The 21,665-nt window shown below is 36.1% G+C and carries 9 protein-coding genes; 1 reads left to right on the top strand and 8 read right to left on the bottom strand.

Annotated features, from left to right (window positions below):
- Window position 1: 1 nt before the first annotated feature.
- On the top strand, window positions 2–2,419 hold the full coding sequence (locus IHE43_RS05280) for an ABC transporter permease (RefSeq protein ID WP_192187003.1): 2,418 nt from the start codon (window positions 2–4) through the stop codon (window positions 2,417–2,419).
- A gap of 302 nt (window positions 2,420–2,721) precedes the next feature.
- Here the strand turns inward: IHE43_RS05280 and IHE43_RS05275 are convergent, their stop codons facing one another.
- The 8 genes from IHE43_RS05275 to IHE43_RS05240 form a co-directional block, all read right to left on the bottom strand.
- Window positions 2,722–5,154: a sugar-binding domain-containing protein gene (locus IHE43_RS05275; protein WP_192187002.1), complete on the bottom strand. Its 2,433-nt coding sequence runs from the start codon at window positions 5,152–5,154 to the stop codon at window positions 2,722–2,724.
- 205 nt (window positions 5,155–5,359) lie between these two features.
- Window positions 5,360–8,893: a malectin domain-containing carbohydrate-binding protein gene (locus IHE43_RS05270; protein ID WP_192187001.1), complete on the bottom strand. Its 3,534-nt coding sequence runs from the start codon at window positions 8,891–8,893 to the stop codon at window positions 5,360–5,362.
- A gap of 113 nt (window positions 8,894–9,006) precedes the next feature.
- Window positions 9,007–11,739 (bottom strand): glycoside hydrolase family 20 zincin-like fold domain-containing protein, encoded by a 2,733-nt coding sequence (locus tag IHE43_RS05265; RefSeq protein ID WP_192187000.1) that lies wholly within the window; start codon window positions 11,737–11,739, stop codon window positions 9,007–9,009.
- Between the two features lie 181 nt (window positions 11,740–11,920).
- Window positions 11,921–12,817: a sugar phosphate isomerase/epimerase gene (locus IHE43_RS05260; RefSeq protein ID WP_192186999.1), complete on the bottom strand. Its 897-nt coding sequence runs from the start codon at window positions 12,815–12,817 to the stop codon at window positions 11,921–11,923.
- Between the two features lie 99 nt (window positions 12,818–12,916).
- The gene (locus IHE43_RS05255) at window positions 12,917–14,065 is read right to left on the bottom strand and encodes an exo-alpha-sialidase (protein ID WP_192186998.1); all 1,149 of its coding nucleotides are present in this window, start codon (window positions 14,063–14,065) and stop codon (window positions 12,917–12,919) included.
- A 138-nt stretch (window positions 14,066–14,203) separates the two neighbouring features.
- Entirely contained in the window at window positions 14,204–16,954 is a 2,751-nt protein-coding gene (locus tag IHE43_RS05250) for an alpha-L-rhamnosidase (RefSeq protein WP_192186997.1), read from the bottom strand.
- A gap of 184 nt (window positions 16,955–17,138) precedes the next feature.
- Window positions 17,139–18,701, bottom strand: a complete 1,563-nt coding sequence (locus IHE43_RS05245; protein WP_192186996.1) for a glycosyl hydrolase family 65 protein — start codon at window positions 18,699–18,701, stop codon at window positions 17,139–17,141.
- Between the two features lie 234 nt (window positions 18,702–18,935).
- Window positions 18,936–21,401: a glycoside hydrolase N-terminal domain-containing protein gene (locus IHE43_RS05240; protein WP_192186995.1), complete on the bottom strand. Its 2,466-nt coding sequence runs from the start codon at window positions 21,399–21,401 to the stop codon at window positions 18,936–18,938.
- Window positions 21,402–21,665 lie beyond the last annotated feature (264 nt).

Here is a 21,665-nt window from a genome sequence, read left to right as displayed (position 1 = left end):
AATGCTAAAAAACTGGATCAACATATTTATTTATCACTTCAAAAACAACAAGTTCTTTACGGCCTTAAATGTTTTAGGATTATCAATAGGAATCGCGGGATTAATATTTGCCTTACTTTACTGGAACGACGAACAAAGTTACAATGCCTGGAACCCTGAAAAAGACAATGTTTATCAGATTTTGGTTCAACTAAGCGATACACCCGTCGGGTCAGATTGTGCCTTATTCCTGAAACCGACTTTAGACCAAGATCCAAATGTCAAATCTATACTATATGCTGATTCCTGGTATCAAAAGGATAAAATTATTTACAAAGGAAAAAAGGAATTTGTAGCTAAAATTATCAATGTCGAACAAAATTTCTTTTCTTTTTTTCCTTTCGAAATTATTCAGGGCGATGCAATTTCAGCTATAAAAGATGATTCCAGTATTGCTATTTCAGATATTACGGCTAAAAGGATTTTTGGAAATGAAAACCCCATTGGAAAACAAATAAAATGCTTTGACCAGCTGTTTTCTGTGCGGGCCGTGTATCATATTCCCGAAAATTCTTCGATTGCGCCAAATGCCATCATCAATAAAATGAAACAATATACAACTTCCGGATTGACTGGTCCGTTTCTTTTAAAGTTATTATTAAAAGTAAAAGACCCATCCAAAGTTGATCTTACAAGACAGAAACTCGAAAGAATTTATAATCACGATTTTATTGCGAAAATTGCCAAAGAAGCAGGTTTTACAGTCGAAGTTATGACTAAAAAAGTGGGGCATTTTACAGTTATTCTTGAACCTTTATCAAAAGCCAGATTACATTCGATAACAGATGGTTATCCTGAAACGCGAGGAAATTATCAGTTTTTAATGATCATGATGGGTTTGTCTCTTTTGATTCTCATTTTGTCGATTGTTAATTACATCAATCTCGCAACTGCTAATGCGGTAAAGCGGGCGAAAGAAGTTGGAGTACGTAAAATTTCGGGTGCATCAAAAGGCAATATTGTTAGTCAGTTTCTTTTTGAAACGGTTTTAACCACGAGTTTTTCTATTTTACTGGCCTTAGTAATTGTAGAACTGACTTTGCCGTATTACAACAACTTTTTAAACAAAAACATTGTACTTCTTGCCAGTCAGTTTTACATACAATTGATATTGATTTTTATCATTACAATTGTGACGGCAGGATTATTTCCGGCCATTTATATATCCAATTTCGAAACTTTTAAAGTTTTGAAAGGAAATTTCGAAAGAAGCAAAAACGGTATCTGGCTGCGCAACGGAATGCTTATTTTTCAGTTTGCCATTGCTGCCTTTTTTATTATTGGCTCCAATATCGTATACCAGCAAATTAAATATTTACAGAATAAAGATCTGGGTTTTAAGGGCGATCAGGTAATTTCGGTTTCTTTAAATTTTCCATCGGTTGATTACCAGGGAGAAAATGCAGCCCAAAATATTTACAACAAATACGACATCATAAAACAGCACCTCAGCAAAATTAAAGGTGTCGAACAAATCTCTACAGGCCTTATTACGTTTGATGGTTCAGACAATTCTATCGCGGGGGTTTTATACAATGATGAACTCTTTAAACAACGCGTTATCCCTTTAGATTTTGGCATGTTTGAAATGTTGAACATCAAAATAATTAAGGGAAGAAATTTTGACAGAAAACTAGCTTCAGACACTATAAATTCTGTGATTATAAACGAAAGCGCATTAAAATTAATGAATCTAAAAGATCCTATTGGCAAGGAACTTTTAATTCGGGAACACAAATTAAAAATAATTGGTATTGTTCAGGATTTCAATTTATTAAGTCCTGAATTAAAAGTGCCGCCAATTGCTTTTTACAATATCAAAATGTTTGGTATGACACAGAACATTAATAAAGTTTATGCAAAACTAAAACGGGATGATCTGGAAAATACGATTGCCAATATCGAAAAATTATGGTCGAAATTCGATACCGAATATCCGTTTCAATATGATTTCGTAGATAAAGAATATGCGAGAACTTATGAAACTTACACCAAACAAAAGAACTTGTTTTCGCTCTTAAATATAATCGTAATTGCAATAGCATTATTCGGATTATTTGCTTTGTCATCCTATTCAATACAAAGACGAATGAAAGAAATCGCCATCAGAAAAACGCTTGGTGCAGAAACAAATGTGCTGTTGAAAGAATTATCGAAACAGTATGTTTTGTACTGTATCATTGGTTTTGTAATTGCCTTGTTTCCGGTTTATTATTTACTGAACAAATGGCTGGAGAATTTTGCTTTTAGAATAGATATTAGCGTATTTCCATTCCTTCTCGGATTTGTCATTTTATTAATTCTGACTTTAACAATTGTACTTTCAAGAGCTTATTCTGCTACTAAGACGGATATTTTAAAATATCTGAAATATGAATAAGAAAGAGCTTATAAAGTAAAAAACTCCATTAATGATGAACTGCCCCAAAAAAGTTAGACACTATTTGGGGCAGTTCATTATTGCTAATGGAGTTTTTGAGATTTTACTTTGAGATTTAAACATTTCGCTCCTATGGAGCTTTTAATGTTTATTTTAATTCTTTTCTATAAATATTTCGCTCTTCCAGAGCTAAAAATCTTTCTATTGTATATTTTGAAAAACTCCAGCGGAGTTTAATATTTATAGAAAATAATATAGATTAGGATCAAAGCCCCAAAGGGGCGACATATGAGTTGACAATTTTAATTTACTTTTACATCTAGAGCAGAAACCGGAATCTCGTTTCCAGTTGAAGCCCTAAATTTGATGTTTTCTTTCTTCCCATTCGACTGAATAATAGCAATACATTTTCCATTAAACAATTTGCAGGAATTGGCCTTAAAAGAATCTAAATTCGCCTGATAACCGTTATCAACACCCACTAATTTTCCTCCGCCCGAAACTTCAAAATTGATTAAGTCATTTGCATTTGGCAGAAGATTTCCGTCTTTGTCAACGATAGAAACGGTCACGTAAACCAAATCATAAGTATCATTTTTAAGGGTCGCTTTATATACTTTCAAATCTATTTTGGAAGCTGTTCCCGCGGTATGAATTTCTTTTTCTAAAACTACTTTTCCATCTTTTCTGGAAATGGCTTTTAATGTTCCCGGCTCAAATTTTACGCGCCATGAAACATGTAAATCATCATTTTGTTTTGATTTTTTATCGAGTGATTTTCCGTTTAAGAATAATTCAACTTCATCGGCATTATTGTAATAAGCCCAAACATCAACTTCCTGATCTTTTTGCCAATTCCAATGTGGAAAAATATGTAAAACCGATTTGATTGTCCACTCACTTTGGTACATATAATACACGTCTTTCGGGAAACCGGCTAAATCAACAATCCCAAAATACGAACTTCTTGCAGGATACGGATACGGATCTGGTTCGCCAATATAATCGAAACCGGTCCAGATAAAAGTTCCCGCCATAAAATCCTGTTTCTTGATCGTTTTCCAGTTTTCTTCATGCGTTGCACCCCAATACGATTTTACCTGATCAAAAGCCGAAACGGTCCAATCTGCATTTCCGTCAAACGGAGCACCATATTTTGTCGGCCAGGCTTTAACACCATCCGAAGGAAAGTCATAATGGCCACGCGTTTCTAAAGCCGAAACACTTTCAGAAGCAATTATTTTTTGCCCTTTAAAACGAATTGGAAAATCTTTGTAATCTTCGTGTTTGTAATTGAATCCCAAAAGATCCAAAGCACCCGATTGATAAATAAAATTTTTCTCAATAACATTTTCTGTCAAAGCAGAAGTTACTGGACGTGTTGTATCTAACGATTTTACAATTTGAGCCAATTCTCTCGTAATCGCAATTCCGGTACTGTCAAATTGTTCCCTGATTTCGTTACCAATACTCCACATCATTACCGATGGATGATTACGATCTCTTTTAATGAAATCTTCTAAATCTTTTTTATGCCACGCATCCCAGTCTTTATGATAATCGTTCGTTACCTTTTTCTTTTTCCAGACATCAAAAGCTTCGTCCTGAACGATGAAACCCATTTCATCACACAATTGCATCATTTCTAAAGAATGCGGATTATGAGACATTCTGATGGCGTTGGTTCCCATTTCTTTTAGAATGGTCAATTTTCTTTTAACCGCATGAATGTTTTCTACAGCGCCCAAAGCACCATTGTCATGATGCAAACAAACACCTAAAATCTTCATCGGTTTCCCATTTAATGAAAACCCTTTTTCGGCATCAAAATTAAAATAACGAACTCCAAGCGGTGTTTCATAACTGTCGACTAAAATTGATTTGTCATAAATTTTAGTGACGATTTTATACAAATACGGATTTTCTGTATCCCAAAGAATTGGGTTATTTAAAGTAAACTTTTGAATGTTTTTTGACAAAGAATTCCCTCCAATTTTTTGTATTGATTCGGTTTGAGCAACTTCAACATTGTTTTTATTTAAAATAGAAGAAACCATTCTGAATTCCTTCTCCATTTCAGAATCATTTTTAACATCCACTTCTAAATGAATTGAAGCTTTTTCTTTTGAAATTTCTGGCGTCGTTACAAAAGTTCCCCACTCTGGCACGTGTAATTTATCGCTGGCCACCAATCTTACATTTCTATAAATTCCGGAACCCGTGTACCATCTTGAATTGGGTTGAGCCGAATTATCGACTTTTACTGCAATGATATTTTGTCCTCCGAATTTCAAATATTTTGATAATTCATAAGAAAATGAAATATAACCGTTAGGACGGATTCCTAAAGAATGTCCGTTAATAAACACTTCGCTATTCTTAAAAACTCCGTCAAATTCTACAGAAACCGTTTTGTTTTCCCAATCCTGCGGAATAGTAAATGTTTTGCGATACCAGCCCATTCCTGCCGGCAAAAATCCCTGCGCCTGTTTTGTTTTACTGTCTTTGTCAAAAGCGCCTTCAATACTCCAATCGTGAGGCAATTGAAGTGTTCTCCAATCCGAAGCATTAAAATCAGATTCAATAGCTGTTGGATAATCGCCTATTTTGAAATTCCAATCTTTGTTGAAATCTTCAACGGTTCTGTCATTTTTACTTTTTGAAGCACAGGCTGCCAGAAGTAATACTGCTAGTATTATTGTTGTTTTTTGTAGAATTTTTTTATGTTTATTCATTACAATTATTTTTTATTCTTTTACGATTTGAACCATGCTTTGTCAATTTTCGAGCAACGAAAAATCTCCGTATCGTTTTTGTAGAGACGCACAGCAGTGCGTCTAACACACAGTATGGACAATTGAAACGTAGACGCACTGCTGTGCGCCTCTACAAAAAAACTTATTAAACCTTCGTGTCTTTGTGTCTTTTGTAACAAAAAACCTATTGAAACTCAAAAGAATCCAACATCAATCCTTTCATATCTTCTGATTCCAAAGTGATTTTATACGTTCCTGCATTAATATATCCTCCGGAAGTGGTATTTAAAACTTTCCATTTTTCTGGTGAAGGGAAGAATTCGATTGTATCATTTCGCATCAAAATTCCGTACGCATCTTCCATTTTGAATTTTACTTTTAATGGCGTTTCATTTCTGTTCATGAATTTAAAACGCATCAAATAAATTCCGGCAACACCTGGCTTTACTTCAAACTCAATGCTATTATTGGTCTTTTTGGTGAACTCAATATAGTCGGCCTTTTTGAAATTTCCTTTTACAATATCCGTTCCGGTAGTTTTGGCATTTTCAGCTTCTAAAACTAAAGTTTGACGAGAATCATCTTTTTCTCCCATATCATATGTCGGAACAACAATAAAAGTGCTCAGCGTTTCTGAATTATCGAAAGTAATATTTTCTCCTTTTTTTACTTTTTTAGTATAAATAGCAAACTCAATATTGTTACTGTTTTTTGCCATTTCTTCTGATTTTTTATAACCTGATAACCATGCAAATTGTGTTTTAATTTTGCTATCAATCAATACATAAAGATCTGAATCTTCTTTGACGGTAAACGAACCTGAAGTTTTTGATTTAGAGGAAAACTGCAAATAATCTGCTCCAAAAACTTCTGAAGGTAATTTGGTAAAAACAACTTCTGAATCTGAATATTGTTTTGAATTGATATCCAGCCAGGAAGCAACTGTATTTCTTGTTTTATTATAAGCCTTTAAAACCAGATTCTGAATGTTTTTAGGAGATTCTGCTGCAGGTCTTGCGTTAATATCTTTGGTCGCAATTGCAATTGCTGAAATTATGGCTTCACCGACTTTTACATTCAGGAACGAAATAACCAATTTTCCGTTTTTGCTTTTTACCACAAAAGTTTTCTTCAAGACTTTATCGTGCCCCACTTCTGACCAAATATCAAAATCTTTCAGAACGACATTGTCATTAATCGCCACATCAAACAATCGCCAGCCTTTGCAATCCAATCCGCCACCGGTTCCGTACCATGGTTCTATAAAATACAACTCGATTAAATATTCACCATCTGGCGCAGGAAATTCATAACTCAATTTATCTGTTCCGTATCTGAAACTTTGGAATAAAGTCTGATCTTTTGTTCCCGAAATTGGGTCAAAAGTACTTCTTTGACTCGCATAATAATCCGGAAGTTTTTCAAATTTATCTGTCCAGGATAAAGATCCCCAGGTATTTTGTCCGTTTTTATGTGTGTCGGTCAACCAGGTACTTCCTTCAACATCTGTGAATTCAGAACCACCACAATTCACTCTGTAAAGATAATTGTATCCTTTTTTTGATTTTGTAATATCAGCCTGATCTGTATATAATGCATTTAGATTTGGTGCTTTTGGAAGTGTATTCAAAACAACATAATCTTTCGCAACCACTTTTCCGTTCACATAACCCACAGCGTACAAAACATTGTATTGAATATTGACATTGTTAAATTGAAAATGCTGTCCTAATCCCGGATTTTTCAATTTACCCAAAGAACTCTTATTGATATCGTTGAACAATTCAACCTCATCACAATTGGAGTAAATATCGATTCCGTTTTTTATACCTGCCGAATCCCAGCGGTTTGGCCACGAATGCGAAACAATATAAACCATCGGGTTTGTTTTGTTCGAAACATAATTAGCACGGTACATATAATACGCGTCCAACGGCTCGCCCCAAACGGTAAAAAGTCCTTTATAATTTATAGGTCCGACTTTATCAATATCTCTGAAACCTTCTCCGTTTTGAGAACGTCCCGGATTTTCATGCGAAGCAAAAAGCCAGTTAAATTGTCCCGCAATTTTATCTTTCACCAATTCGGCTTCACGGACCTTGATTTCCATTAATTGCGAAAATCTGTTTTCACTCAAAATTCCTTTTTGATCAAATTCGCCTTCGGTATGTAAATCTGCTGTACGCCACGCGCCGTATTCTCCGTTTAAGAGTTGCGTGCTCATTTCGAGATGATATTTTAAAGGATCACCTCCATACGTTCCCGACCAGTTTTGTACGACATTCCAGTCTGTTCCTTCACCACCGTTACAAGTTGTTACGATTCTTTGAGAAGCTGATAACGGATCCATTTCACGAATAATCTTGGTACATTCTTCGGCGAATTCCTTCGGAATTGTACTTTCATTCTGCAATCCCCACATCACTACTGACGGACTGTTTCTGCGTTCTTTAATCCATTCTCGTAACAAGGTTTTGAAGTTCTCTTTGAATTCTGGCGTGTCGTACCAAATATGTGCCGAAAACTGACTCCAAAACAGGATTCCGTTTTCATCTAATTCTTTTTGATATAATAAATTATGAGGCTGATGCGCTTCTCTAAAAGCATTAAATCCGGCAGCTTTTATTTGTTCGATTCGCGCATGAATTTCTTCATCTGAAAATGAATGGCTTTTCCCGATCAAATGTTCGTATTCGCAGGTTCCGTTTACAAACAATGCTTCATCGTTAATATAAAAACGATTGTCTTTTCCGTCACGACTCACCGGCCAACTCACCCAACGGATTCCGTATGGCGTTTTTAGTTCATCTATTTTTTTCCCGTTTTCATAAACAGAAGTCACTAACTGATATAAATAGGGACTTGCCGGCGACCATAATTTTGGATTTGAAATTTCCGGAAGTGTCTGTGTTATTTCTTTTGTTTCTCCTGAAACATTTTTGATATCGCTTTTACTTATAGCAGCTTTCTTTCCGGCAGCATCAAAGAGTATATTTTCAATCGTTAAATCGCGGTTTGATTTTCCGTAATTCTTGATTTCTGTTGTCGTATGAAGGATCGCCGTTTCTTTAGAAATCGATTTATCATTCCAGATATGAACACCAAAAGGCTCGATACGAACCTCATCTGTAACCACTAAAGAAACCGGTCTGAAAATCCCCATTGGTTGAGAACCTTCTGAAAATCCCCATTCGCCTGAACAACCACCACAAACCCAAGGAAGATCAGCTATAAATGATGGGTGTTCTGCTTTGACCATCATATCATTTTGCCCATCAAAAGAAACAGCGTTTGTGATATCGATGGTAAAAGTCGTTCGGCCACCTTTGTGCGCTCCTACTTTTTTTCCGTTTAGCCAAACTGTCGCGTAAGAACTAACTCCTTCAAAAAACAAAAAAAGGCGTTTGCCTTTATCTTTTTTATCGACGCTAAATGTTTTATGATACCAGGCTGTTCCGTGCAAATTGCCGTGTTTCATTCTGCGGTAACCATAATATTGGTCCCAGTTATGAGGCACATCAGTTTTTTGCCATTGCGAATCAATTTTAGGATTGCTCACAAAAGCTTCTTCCTGTTTTAAAGGATCGCTTATGATAATAGTTTCCCAAGATGAATTCAGCGAAATTTCTTTACGCAATTTCGCTGAGTCGTGTTTCACCTGGCTCTCTACCGAGCTAAAAACTAAAAAAAAGCAAATAAAAAAAAATATTTTGTTCATGTTTTTTATTGTCCTGCAAGGTTTTCAGAACCTTGTAGGTTTAATTTTTACGCGATTCTTAATCTTGATTAAAACACCTACAAGGTTTTGGAAACCTTGCAGGAAATCGTAATTTAATAAAACAACCAATCAATGGCTCCTTTTTCTCCTGCATCAATATAACCCACATCTCGCGGTGTTATCGTTTGGTTGGCATCAATAAATCCTAAAATAAGCACTCTTCCTTTTCCTAAATTCAATTCATTTTCTCCTGGCTGAAAGGTGTAGGTATGAATATTTACACGAGGCAATTCTTTAAGATTCATGGCGCTTGCCAAAATCACTTCGGCCTGACCGTAAGCATTTCCGGCTGCATCTGTTTCTAAACTTGGCGGAAATAAAAATCGCTTTTGATCTGAATTAAAATAACCTACAACCAGTTTTACAGGTTTGGTGTTTTTGAATTTCAAATGCGTTCCTTTTTCGTTTTGCGCTGTTTCCTCAAAAGCAATTCCTTTTAAGTTTTGCAATTCAGGAGCTATTTTTGTGAATTCTGAGATTGGTGTTCCGTATACTTTTGTACCATTTTTTATTGCATAAGTTCCTTTGCTTTCACTTAACAAAGTTACTTCTGCGGTTTGCCATGGTTTTCCTTCTTTGGTTGCAATTTTTCCATCTTTTGATGCTTTCAACAACTCCAGATTTCGTTTAAAATTAACCAATTCTCTTTCGTAATGCGGCAATAATTCTGCCCATGTTTTGTTATTTCCGTCATCACCACCAATCGGAATACGGCGTTGCGCGGTTTGCATACTGTTGGCATACCAATAACTATCTTTTGTTAAATTTACTAATGTTTCATAATATTCGATACTTTTCTCCAAATGAGGAAGTGCTTTATCTAAATCTGAAATATCATTGGAGTAACTGTATCTTAAAACCAATAAGGCTGCTTTTACCTTTTCTGAAAAGAAATCGGCGAAAGCCTTATAGCAATGCATATCATTTTTCAGACGTAAAAATTCGTCTTTGTCTTTTGTTACGCTTGGTTCTGCTTTGTCGATTGCTTCAACAGCCAGTCTTCCATGTTCTGTGATTTCAGCAATAATCTGAGTTGGAAGTTCACCAACATGTGGTTCATGATTCCATTCTTTTTTAGAATATTCTAAAAGTAATTCTCCAACAGGACCACAAGATTCATGAAAACCCGGATAAACACGCCATTTCGCCGGATTTACCAACTGACTTTCGAACATTCCTAACAATAAAGTTTGTCGGTTTCCTTCTGTAATTCCGAAACGTCTTAAGGTTTTTGGAGCAATTTCTCCAGATTCGTCGTATGCTTTTTGAATATTATTTGCTGCTTCTGTATCTGTTCCGTATTTAGCAGCTAAATCTTTGTCCCAGAACTTAACTTCTTCATTTCTGTCTCTTTTACTGTCCCACGCATATCTTGCCCAGGCTTTGTACCATATCCAGTCACGATCCATTTCAAGTAATCGTTCACCTGTTTTTGTTTTATCTGCAGAATATGGCCAATCCCAATAAGAAGCTTGCGGATATAAATGCAACGCATTCGCACCGTGAACGCTGTGCATTGCCTTAACCGTTTTCTGGATAAAATCAGGTGAGCCGTATCTGAAAGGTTCTAAATTGGCCAGAATATGTACATTCTCAATATGAATCGATTTTAAAGCACTTAATTGTTTGTGCGTTTCTCCCCAAGGTCCGCCTGGCGTATAAGTCGTCAACGATTCTCCGGTATATTTACTTTCTGTGTATAAGTTTTTGTATAACGGAAGCGATTTTTCCATTACCAAAGGTCCATCAGTATCGTGCGAACGCAAAATAATTGGCGGCTCATCTGTTCTTCCTAACGCTTTCAAACCATCCTGAACTCCCGGAATAATCGTTTTGGTAAACCACTCTACATCATCATCAATCGTATTAATGGCCTCTCCCAAGCAAACCATCAATCCCACATTTGGATATTTTTCGATAAAAGCAGCAATAGACTTTCTCGTATAATCTGAAAGTAAAGGCGTAATTAGTCTTGAACGATCCTGCGTTTTCATATTATAATGCTCCGCAAAAGGCTTAGAAACAATAATATTGTAGAACATCTGAATAACCCAGATTCCTCTTTTGTTGGCTTCTACCGTAAGGAATTTATAAACTTCTTCGTTCTTTTTGAAATCTTCATCGCTTACTTCCACAGCAAATGGATAATCTTTCAGTTTCACTAATGAAGCGAATGGATGTCCGTTCCATAAATACAAGGAGTTCATTCTGTTATCGACCATCATATCCAGATACTTGATCCATAGTTTTTTATCGTAAAACCACGGAAAAGTTTCAGGCGTATACGGATATTCGTAAACATCTCTGCCCGGAAGATAAGTCGTTTTCTGCATTCCGATACAGGCCCCTCTCAACACCATTTCCGGACTGTCATCAATATTAATTTCTGTCGGAAGTTGTCCTGAACTTTTAATACGGTCCGCTAATTCCATTGCGCCGTACAAGGCACCACTTGCGTCAGTTCCTTCAATGTAAATAATGTTTTTTTGCGTACGAATTTGAAAACCTTCTTTCTTAGTTAATTTGCTATCATCGATTTTAGCAGATTTCGAATTTTGTTTCCAAAAATCAGTTCCTTTTTCGCCAATTACAATTACTTTATCTTTTGAGTTTTTAGTTATTTTATCCGAATAAATTACTTTGAATCCTTTAGCTGATGCTATTTCAGATAGTTTTTCAACTCCAAACTGAGCTCTTGGCGATTTTGAATCACTTACAATAGTAATATTTTGCGCTGTTGCGAAAGTGGCATAAAAACATAAAAAAAGTAAACTGAAATATCTCATGGTATTGTAATTTTATTCTTTGCTAAATAAATTAAATCTGCCAAATCTGCTTAAATCTGTGTAAATCTGCGTGCCATTTTTTTCACGCAGATCAGGGCAGATTTAAGCAGATAAACGCAGATTAAAAGTGTGAAAATGCACTGTTTAACTTTTACATATTCAGCACTTTTATTTAAACTTATTAATTCTGAAAAATCTTTTTTAAGTACGCGACGTTTGCACCGTAATTGGCTTTTACATTATGTACTTGTGTTACATCTCTTGAACGTTCTACAATTAACCAGCCGCTCCATTTCATTTCGTCCAGCGTTTTTTTGATTTCCGGCATATTGATCATCGGGTCATTTTCCAGCCAAACTTTATCGGTATTTGAAGCGTGAATTTGTGCTAAATGTTTTTTGCCTAATATTTTTAGTTCTGATGCAACGTCTCTTCCGTTGTCTGCGGCATTGGCAAAATTGAAAGAACTTTTTATATGTTTTGAACCAATTTCTTCTAAAAGTTTTTTCTCTTCGGTAGCATTCAGTGAAGTTTCAATTGCAATAACTCCGCCAATTTTACCCACTTGTTTGCCTGCCCATTTTAGTCTTTCGATAATAATCGGACGCAATTCCGGATTTTTAACTAAATCACTTTCTGTTCCCATCGGAAGATAAGCCACTTTTACTTTCATGTCTTTCATTGCTTTTACGCAATCATTAATCATGGGTTCGATAGTTTCTCTTTTCGCAAAAGACTGTGCATAAAATCCGGACATGGCAATAGAACTGATTCCCACATGCAACTCTTTAGATTTATCCAGAAACTTTTGTCTTTCAATCGGATCTCCCAATTTACTGTCAAAAGTTGGTCTTTTTCCTAAACCTCCCATGTCCAGTTCTATTCCGTCGGCTTTGATTTCGCTTGCCAAACCAAAAGCACCTAATTTTTGTCTTTTTAAAATCATCCAGTCACAAACCGCAACTTTGTATTGTTGTTTGTTTTTTGATGATTGAGCCGTTGCGCAACTACTGAACGCTCCCGCAAAAACAATCATGAAAAGTATAGCCGTTAATTTTGTAAAAATTTTATTGCTCATTGTTGTGTTTTTTTTAGCCACTAATTACACGAATTTCCACGAATTTGTTTTTACTAAAAATTAGTGTAAATTCGTGTAATTAGTGGCAAACTTTTCTCTTTACTCCTCTTCAGCTTTAACTGCCGTTACGGTTTTGTTTTCGTCTCCAGGCCAGATTCCGTTTTTGATTGGGAACGCTTTTAATTTACTTGGATCAACTTTTACGTATTTGATTTTTTCTCTTCTCCACGTATAAACGATATGCACCATTCCGTCAGAACTCTGAATCATTGACGGATATGAATATTGACTGATTTTTGAATCTTCTAAAACCAAAGCCGCTTTCCAGTGAATTCCGTCATCAGAAATTGAAACGTTCAAAGGCGTTCTTGGCCCTTTTGCTTCCGTTCCCGGAGGCAATACGTGATTGTAAACCAACAAATGTTTTCCGTTTTTAAGCGTTACCGCATCAGTTCCCGAATTGTTATTTGGTAATCCAATCAGTTCAATATCCGACCATGTTTTTCCGTTATCTTTTGAAAAAGTACTAAAAATGGCTCTGTTTCTTGTTCTTCCAATCGCCTGAATACTTCCGTCTTTATGGAAAAGAATACTTGGCTGAATGGCATTGATTTTATTTTTTCCTCTTGATAAAGTATCCCCTAAAACCCATGTTTTTCCGAAATCAGGAGAAGTCTCCATACGCAATCTCCAACCGTCACCTTCAATACTTGACGGACATAATAAAGTTCCGTTGCTTAATAAAACCGGTTTGTTTTTGATTGGTCCTAAGAAATCTTTACTTGGCATATTTTTAGCCTCAGACCACGTTTTTCCGTTATCAGATGAAGTTCTTATTACACCCCACCACTCTGATGGTTTTGGTCCGATTTTATAGAAAAGCAATAAATCACCACCCGGAATCTGATATAAAACCGGATTCCATGTTGGTAATCTCGGTCCGTCTTTCATCACACCGTCAGCAACATTTATACCTTCAGTCCATTTGTCGCTTCCTTTTGGTTTTCTGCTTACATAAATACAAACATCAGGATGTCTCTCTTTTGTTCCTCCAAACCATGAAGCTACCAAGTCGCCGTTTGTTGCCTCAACAATTGTAGCGGCGTGACAAGACGGATAAGGCGCTTTATCATAGATAAATTCATCAACTAAAATTCCTTCTTTCCATATCTTTTTTTCTAAAGCAGATTTACAACTTCCTAAAAGCAATAAACCGAATAAGACAAAAGTTATCTTTATAATCTTCATTCTTAATTTTATTTTTGGATTATTTTTTTTGAATTTTTATGCACTACTAATAATTTTTCGCACAAAATATATTTATTAAGTGTAAAAATGACACTAAAAAATTAAAGATGTATCCTGTACTGTCCCGAATTAGTCAAATTAACGCTTTACGCTTAGATTATAAGTACCTGAAGGCAACGTTAAAACAAGTTTAGTACCTTCGTTTTTATAAGTTTCAGCAGTTATCTTTTTACCATTTAAAGTGACCTCTGAAATATTCGTTGTTGGCAAATAAACCAAAGCCGATGTGTTTGCCGGAATCGTGATATTCCATTGCAAATTGTTTTTGTTTTTCTTCCAGTTGCTTTTTATTAGTCCGTGAATGGATTCATAGGAAGCATTTACGTAAGTCAATCCCGCTTCGAAATCAGGTTTCATAATAATTTGTTTGAATCCAGGCGTTTCAGGATTACTCTTGATTCCGGCCATGTTTTCATAATACCAAATCAATAAATCGCCTAAAAGCATCACGTGATTTTGAGAATTCATACTAGGATCTGCAGTGTTTCCGTTCCATAATTCCCAAATGGTTGTCGCGCCATTTTCTACCATAAATCCCCAACTTGGATATGTTTTGTTAGATGCCAGTTTGTACGCTAAATCTCCTCTTCCAAAATTGGTCAGGGTTCGCATCAAAAATTGAGTTCCGATTACACCCGTACTAATATGACCGTTTTTCGTTACCTCAACTTCGTGAACCATATTCTGGAAAACCTTCTCTTTTATATTTTCAGGAACCAGTCCGAAAGCCAAAGGCAATACATTTGCCGTTACGGTATTATTGGCATAAGTGTTCGTTGCTGTGTTCAGGTATTTTGCATTGAAAGCTTTACTGATTCTTTCTGACAAATCATTATAATGTTCGATATCAGTATCTGCATTCGCGATTTTGGCGAATTTTTTCATGATTCCCAATAACTGATAATAAAATGCGCTTGATATTAATCCGCCATCTGTTAAACGAGCCGGATCTTTTGAACGGATTAATTCTAACGATTCAGGCGGCACGCACCAGTCCCCATATTTATCCTTATCCATCAAATCGTTTACCAGATAATTTTCTTCCATATACGACATCCATTTTTTCATGTATGGATATTGTTTTTTAATCACTTCCTGATCTGCAAATTGTTGGTACAACATATCGGCAACCGTAATATAAGTTCCCGGCCAGGTCACATTATCACCATAATAACGCCAGAATGCCGGCGCAACATCAGGCAATCCTCCATCCTGCGTTTGTGCATTTTTTATATCATCCAGCCACTTGGCATATAAGGTCTGATTATCGAATAGAAAACTTTCGCCATACGCTCCCGTTGTTCTGTCTCCCAACCAAGGCTGACGTTCGTTACGTTGTGGACAATCAATAGGCATTCCTTTATAATTTCCTCTGATTCCCCAATAGGCGTTTTTGAAAATCTGGTTCATTGTCGCGTCTGAAGACTCGAAAGTTCCGGTTGTTTTGATGTCATCATAAACCACTTTTCCGATAAAATTATCTACAGTTGGTTTTGTTGGGAATCCTGAAACCTTAACAAAACGAAATCCGTGAAATATAAATCGAGGTTCCCAAATTTCTTCACCTTCTCCTTTTAAAGTATAAACATCAGTGGTTTTCGCATCGCGTAAATTGGCAATATATAAAGAGCCATCAGCCTGTAATGATTCCGCAAATTTCATCGTGACCTGATTTCCGCTTTTTCCTTTGACTTTCAATTGCAGCCAGCCTACCATATTCTGACCCATATCTAAAATATAAGTCCCTTTTGCTGTAGCTTTTATAGAAATAGGTTTCACTTCACCCATTATTTTCATATTCGGCGTCATTTGACCTTCATAAAAACCTCCCGGTTCCTGCACATATATGGCATTTACCCAATTTTTAGCATCAAAATTGGTCGTGTTCCAGCCTTTCATTTCTTTGCGGGCATCATATTCTTCACCATCATATTCATTGTTGGACAAAATGGGTCCGTCAGTCGTTACTTTCCAGGTGTCATCCGTTCTGATGATATCCTGGGTTCCATCCGTATATTCAACAAACAATTGCAAAGCCATTTTTGGCAAGCCAAATGATTTTATTTTATACGGTTTATAGTCCTGTCGCATTGCAAAAAAACGTCCATTCCCTAAAATGGTTCCCAGCATATTTTTACCTTCTTTCAATTGCGAAGTCACATCAAAAACATTGTATTTTATATTTTTGGTGTAATCCGTAGGAACGGGTGCCAAAACCTGATCGCCAATTTTATTTCCGTTAATGTACAGCTCATACAAGCCCATTCCAATGATATAAACCTTGGCTTTTCTAACCTGTTTTTTAAGGTTTATTTCTTTCCTTAGATAACGGGCAGATAATCTCGCGTACTGAGAAACACTATCATCCTTCGACAATTTTTCATATCCAATCCAACGGGTCGATTTCCAGTCGGCATAGGTTAAAATTCCGATGCTGAAATGTGCCTTTTCATTTGATTTTACTTCTCCTTTATTCGTCCAAACTAAAACTTTCCAAAACGCGTCTTGTCTGTTTTCCAGTCGTTTTCCTTTGTAAATAATATTGACAGCTTCATTACTTTCTACTTTTCCGCTATCCCAGAAATCGGCTTTATTAGCATTTAATTTTTCTAAAGTTGAAGCCACTAAAATTTGATAAGCTGTCTGTTTTACATCGTTTACATCTACATTAATTTGCCAGCTCAATCTTGGTTTTAAAACATCAATTCCTTCAGGATTGTTCAGCATTTCGCATTGCAAATTGGTAACACTGATTTTATTTTGGGCTTTCGCCGAAAAAGAAGTCAGTGCTATAATGATGAATGTTGTATGTAAAAAAAACTTTTTCATAATTTTATTTTAACAATATAAAGTCCCAGTGGGACGATATATTTATAGATTTTATAATAATAAGTTCATTAAGCCCCAGCGGGGCGACATAAAAGCAAAAACTCTATCGCTCCGCTGGAGCTTTTTATCATTCGGGTTATAACCCTGCTATAAATATTATACTTCTCCGAAGCATCTAAAAACTCTATTCCGAGATCACTCTCTCCAATTTCTCAGAAACCGCAATTTCCTTACCGTTTTTAAAAATTCTAAATCCTTTTCCTTTATGGTATTTTTCTCCCGTTTTATCCCAAAGAATCGTGATGATATTACCGTGGTACAAAACATTATCCAGACAAAACCAATCCCATTTTTCTTGCGGAATCAACGGATTCACTTCTATTTTTTCATCCGCTCTCGGGCGTAAACCAACCAAACCTGTAATCACCAAATCATTAAAAGTGGAGTGATTATAATAACGGCTGCGTTCTCTTTCACCCATTAACCAATATCCGGTGGTTTCATCTAAATATTCTCCTAAATAAGGTCTTCCGTGAAAATATTGTGATTCTACATACAAATTCAGCTGTTTGAAATAGTCAGGTTTACCGACAAAATTCTGATCGTAATTATTCAAAACATTGGCCAAAGCAGTTAACGTTTGTGAACTCGCAAAAGGCCAAATGGCACCATCCCATTCACAAGTTCCTGTTCCATGTGTTCTAAAACGTGGACTTCTACGCTCCGCAGTTGTTAATCCAAATGGAGCCGAAAATCCTTTTTCATCTTTAATTTGTTCCCAGGCTTTTTCAAAACCTTTGTCTTTTTGCGGCAAATTAAAATACCACGGAATAAATCCGATTGCTTCTCTTACTTGCGCCAAAGTATCTTTCTCTGTAAACGTTTCAAAGAATTCACTTTTAGTATTCCAAAGTTTTGTTTCTACTAATTTCTGAAGAGTATCGGCTTTTGCTTCAAAATTACTTTCCTGTTTAGCATCGCCTTTTAGCTTTGCTATTTTCGCCAAAGCTGTTGCATTTCCGAACATATAACTGTTAATTGTTGGACGCGCATTTCTAAATTTTCTGGCTCCGCTTAACGATTCTTCCATTCCGTCTTTTACATCAAATTGCCAGAACAAACCGTCTTTACGTTTTCTGTCTCCTTCCCAGGCCGCATATTCTGCTACCAAATCCGGATACATATCAAATAAAAATTTATCGTCTTTATTTACCAAATAGCGATTGTACAAGGCATCAGCCGTCCAACTGCTAAAAGTTCTGAGTTTTTTCATCGGCTTGCCGTCATTTCCTCTAAACCATAAATGAACGTCGTCTTCTAAATATTGCGGATTGTGAATCCATCTGAATTCATTTATGTGATGTCCCAAAGCACAACTGATCATATTGTATTTATCCGCATACGAACGATCTACCAAAAACTCTGTAATCGCATATCCCTGTGGTGTTTTTTTGATATGTTTTCGCGCGCTCCACCAACGGAAATAATAGATTTCCTCAAAATTTTGCTGCGGACATTCGAACAACGGAATATTTTTTTCCATCCAGGCCCATGCAGAATCATTCGGAATCGCAAATTTTAAATTTTCGTCTTCCATCGTGTTGAAATAATCAACATAATGTTTGAAGTTTTCTTGTTTTAAAATTGCAGCAGTGCTTTTAGAATGGCCTGCTCCGGATTTGCAACTGCTTAAAGTTGCAATCAGGATTATGAAAGCTATTATTTTGTATTTGAAATTTTGTAACATGTTTAGAATTATTATTCAAATTTTATTTTTTTACTCTGTTTTTGAATTGCCTCCTGCTTTAGCTGGAGGTTCAAATAAATACATCCTTGAATGGCTTTAGCCAAAATATTTAGTTCGGCTAAAGCCAAAAACTTTAATCTAAATTTTAATCCTCCAGCTAAAGCAGGAGGCAATTCAGACATTCTTTATCTAAAAATTATACCTAACAGGTTTTAAAAACCTGTTAGGAAATTCCTAATTCCCTTTAAAAGTATAAGTCTGCCCCGCCTTCATTTGAACATCATATTCATTATATTTTGGCAGTACAACTTTCTTTAAATTCGCCTTTTCTGAAATAATTGGTTTCTTCACTTCCACATCATAAAACAGCGAATTCGTGTTTTTTCCTTTTGCTTTTTTAATTGATGTTCCTTTTCCGGCAGTTAAAGTATTCTCTACTTTCAAACGGCAGTTGCCTCCTATTTTAGAATAAATTTTCAATTCCGAAACTTTATTGTTTTTCCAGGTCATATCGATTACAAAACCACCTCTTGAAATCAAACCTTTAATACTTCCGTCTTTCCAAACGCTTGGTAATGCCGGCAATAAATGAATCGCATCTTCCTGACTTTGCATCAGCATTTCGGCAATTCCGGCCGTACATCCAAAGTTACCATCAATTTGAAATGGCTGATGTGCATCTAACATATTCGGATACGTTCCTCCGCCTTTTCTTTGTTCTGCTGTAACCAAATGCAATTGGTCCTGCAACAATTTATAAGCGTGATTTCCGTCTAATAATCTGGACCACCAACACACTTTCCATCCCATTGACCAACCTGTAGATTCGTCGCCTCTGTAATTTAATGAATTCTTTGCAGCTTCAAATAATTCAGGTGTTTTGGTTGCCGAAATCTGGTTACTCGGAAACAAACCGTACAAATGCGAAACGTGTCTGTGTTTGTCTTCCGGATTATCCCAATCGGTTTGCCATTCCTGCAACTGACTGTATTTTCCAATTTTCATTGGCGGCATTTTAGCCAAGGCCTCACTTAGCTTTTTATTGAAATTTTCATCTGGGGCAATCAATTTTGAAGCTTCGATAACATGTGTAAACAAATCAAAAACCAATTGATTATCCATTGTCGTTCCTGAAGCAATTGTTGCTTTTCCGCTTCCGCCGGCATGTGTGTTTTCTGGAGAACTTGAAGGAACCACTACCAAATAACCGGTGTTTGGGTCCACAATCATATAATCCAAAAAGAACTCCGCCGCACCTTTCATGATCGGATAAATTTCTTTTAAATAATTTATATCTCCGGTATATAAATATCTTTCCCATAAATCCTGAGAAACCCAAGCACCGCCCGTAGGCCACATTCCGGATGCAGCCGAATCTACCGGAGCTGTTACGCGCCAAATATCTGTGTTATGATGCAAAACCCAACCGTTTGCATTATACATAGTTTTTGCTGTTTCGTGACCAGTAACACTCAACTCTTTTGCCATTTGAATAAAAGGCTCGTGCATTTCTGAAAGATTGGTGACTTCTGCCGGCCAATAATTCATCTCGGCATTTATGTTTGTGGTGTATTTACTGTCCCAGGGCGGCGTCACCATATCATTCCAAATTCCCTGTAAATTCGCAGGTTGACCTCCCGGTTGTGAACTTGAAATTAAAAGATAACGTCCAAATTGGAAATATAAACTCGCTAATTGCGGATCAAATTGTTTAGAGAAATCCCTGATTCGTTCGTTTGTTGGTTTCTTAGCCAATTCGTTTGTTCCTAAATCAAAAGAAACTCTATTGAAGAATTTTTGATAATAGGCAACATGATCTTTTTTTATTGTTTCAAAATCTTTGGTTTCGGCTTTCGCCAAATATTCTTTACTTTTCGCCACTTCGTCTTCTGAAATATCCTGATAATTTTTGAAATTCGTCGCGATCGAAATATAAAGCGTCACGGCATCGGCTTTGTTGATGCTTAAAATTCCGTTGCTTGAAGAAACTTCTCCACCTATATTTTTGGCAATTAGTCTTCCCTGAAATTTTACTTTTCCTTTTTGGTTTTCAAAATTACTTCCGATTCCTGAAAGCAAGATTTGATCTCCATCAGAAGCTGAAACGGTTTTATCAATCGGACTGTTCATGAAAACATTACACGTAATTTGTCCCGGTTTATTAGCTAAAAGTTTTACCGCAATGACCTGATCTGCAAACGCAGTCAAAATTTCTCTGGTAAATTCTACTCCATTCACAGTATATTTTACTTTTGCCGTAGCATTTGAAATATCTAAATCTCTGTAATAATTGGAATATTTCTGATGTCCCGGAAAAGAAATATAGACGCTTCCGAAAGTTTGATATGGCATTCCGTCATTGGTTTGCGACATAATATCCTGTGTTGCCAATTCCTGAGCTTCATCAAATTTTCCGTCAAAAATTAACTGACGAACAATTGGTAAAGCTTTTATCGATTTGTTATGCGCATTACTGTTTGGTGATCCCGCCCAAATGGTTTCTTCGTTCAATTGTAAACGCTCTACCGCCGGATCACCAAAAACCATCGCACCCAAGCGACCATTTCCTAAAGGAAGCGCTTCGTTCCAGATTGCAGCGGGTTTATCGTACCATAATTTCAGGTCGCTACTGCTTTGCGCTGTTGCAGCAAAGGAAAAAATTCCAACACAAATGGCAGTTATTTTATTTCTTAACTTCATAGTATATATTTTTTTGCCACGAATTACACGAATTGGCACTAATTTCTCTTTTAATTTTTATTTCAATTTCTCTAATTATTAACCAAAGATTAAAGGTTTTTCATTGATTAAAAATCTGCGAGATCTGCAAAATCTGCGTGAAAAAATTACTCTCGCAGATTTTGCAGATTTAAGGAGATAAAAAAATCCTTCTAATCATTTTAATCAGTGGCAAAAATTAAATTACCGTCATTACATTCGTGAAAATTCGTGCAATTCGTGGCA

It is taken from the genome of Flavobacterium sp. MDT1-60 (genome assembly GCF_014844035.1).
GTDB lineage: Bacteria > Bacteroidota > Bacteroidia > Flavobacteriales > Flavobacteriaceae > Flavobacterium.
Note: the sequence above shows the minus strand (reverse complement) of the source record. Positions and strands in the feature narration are given on the sequence as shown.

Excerpts from the sequence above, each read along its gene's own strand:
- IHE43_RS05280 (WP_192187003.1), top strand. The coding sequence starts at position 2 with ATGCTAAAAAACTGGATCAACATATTTATTTATCACTTCAAAAACAAC.
- IHE43_RS05275 (WP_192187002.1), bottom strand. The coding sequence starts at position 5,154 with ATGAATAAACATAAAAAAATTCTACAAAAAACAACAATAATACTAGCA.
- IHE43_RS05270 (WP_192187001.1), bottom strand. The coding sequence starts at position 8,893 with ATGAACAAAATATTTTTTTTTATTTGCTTTTTTTTAGTTTTTAGCTCG.
- IHE43_RS05265 (WP_192187000.1), bottom strand. The coding sequence starts at position 11,739 with ATGAGATATTTCAGTTTACTTTTTTTATGTTTTTATGCCACTTTCGCA.
- IHE43_RS05260 (WP_192186999.1), bottom strand. The coding sequence starts at position 12,817 with ATGAGCAATAAAATTTTTACAAAATTAACGGCTATACTTTTCATGATT.
- IHE43_RS05255 (WP_192186998.1), bottom strand. The coding sequence starts at position 14,065 with ATGAAGATTATAAAGATAACTTTTGTCTTATTCGGTTTATTGCTTTTA.
- IHE43_RS05250 (WP_192186997.1), bottom strand. The coding sequence starts at position 16,954 with ATGAAAAAGTTTTTTTTACATACAACATTCATCATTATAGCACTGACT.
- IHE43_RS05245 (WP_192186996.1), bottom strand. The coding sequence starts at position 18,701 with ATGTTACAAAATTTCAAATACAAAATAATAGCTTTCATAATCCTGATT.
- IHE43_RS05240 (WP_192186995.1), bottom strand. The coding sequence starts at position 21,401 with ATGAAGTTAAGAAATAAAATAACTGCCATTTGTGTTGGAATTTTTTCC.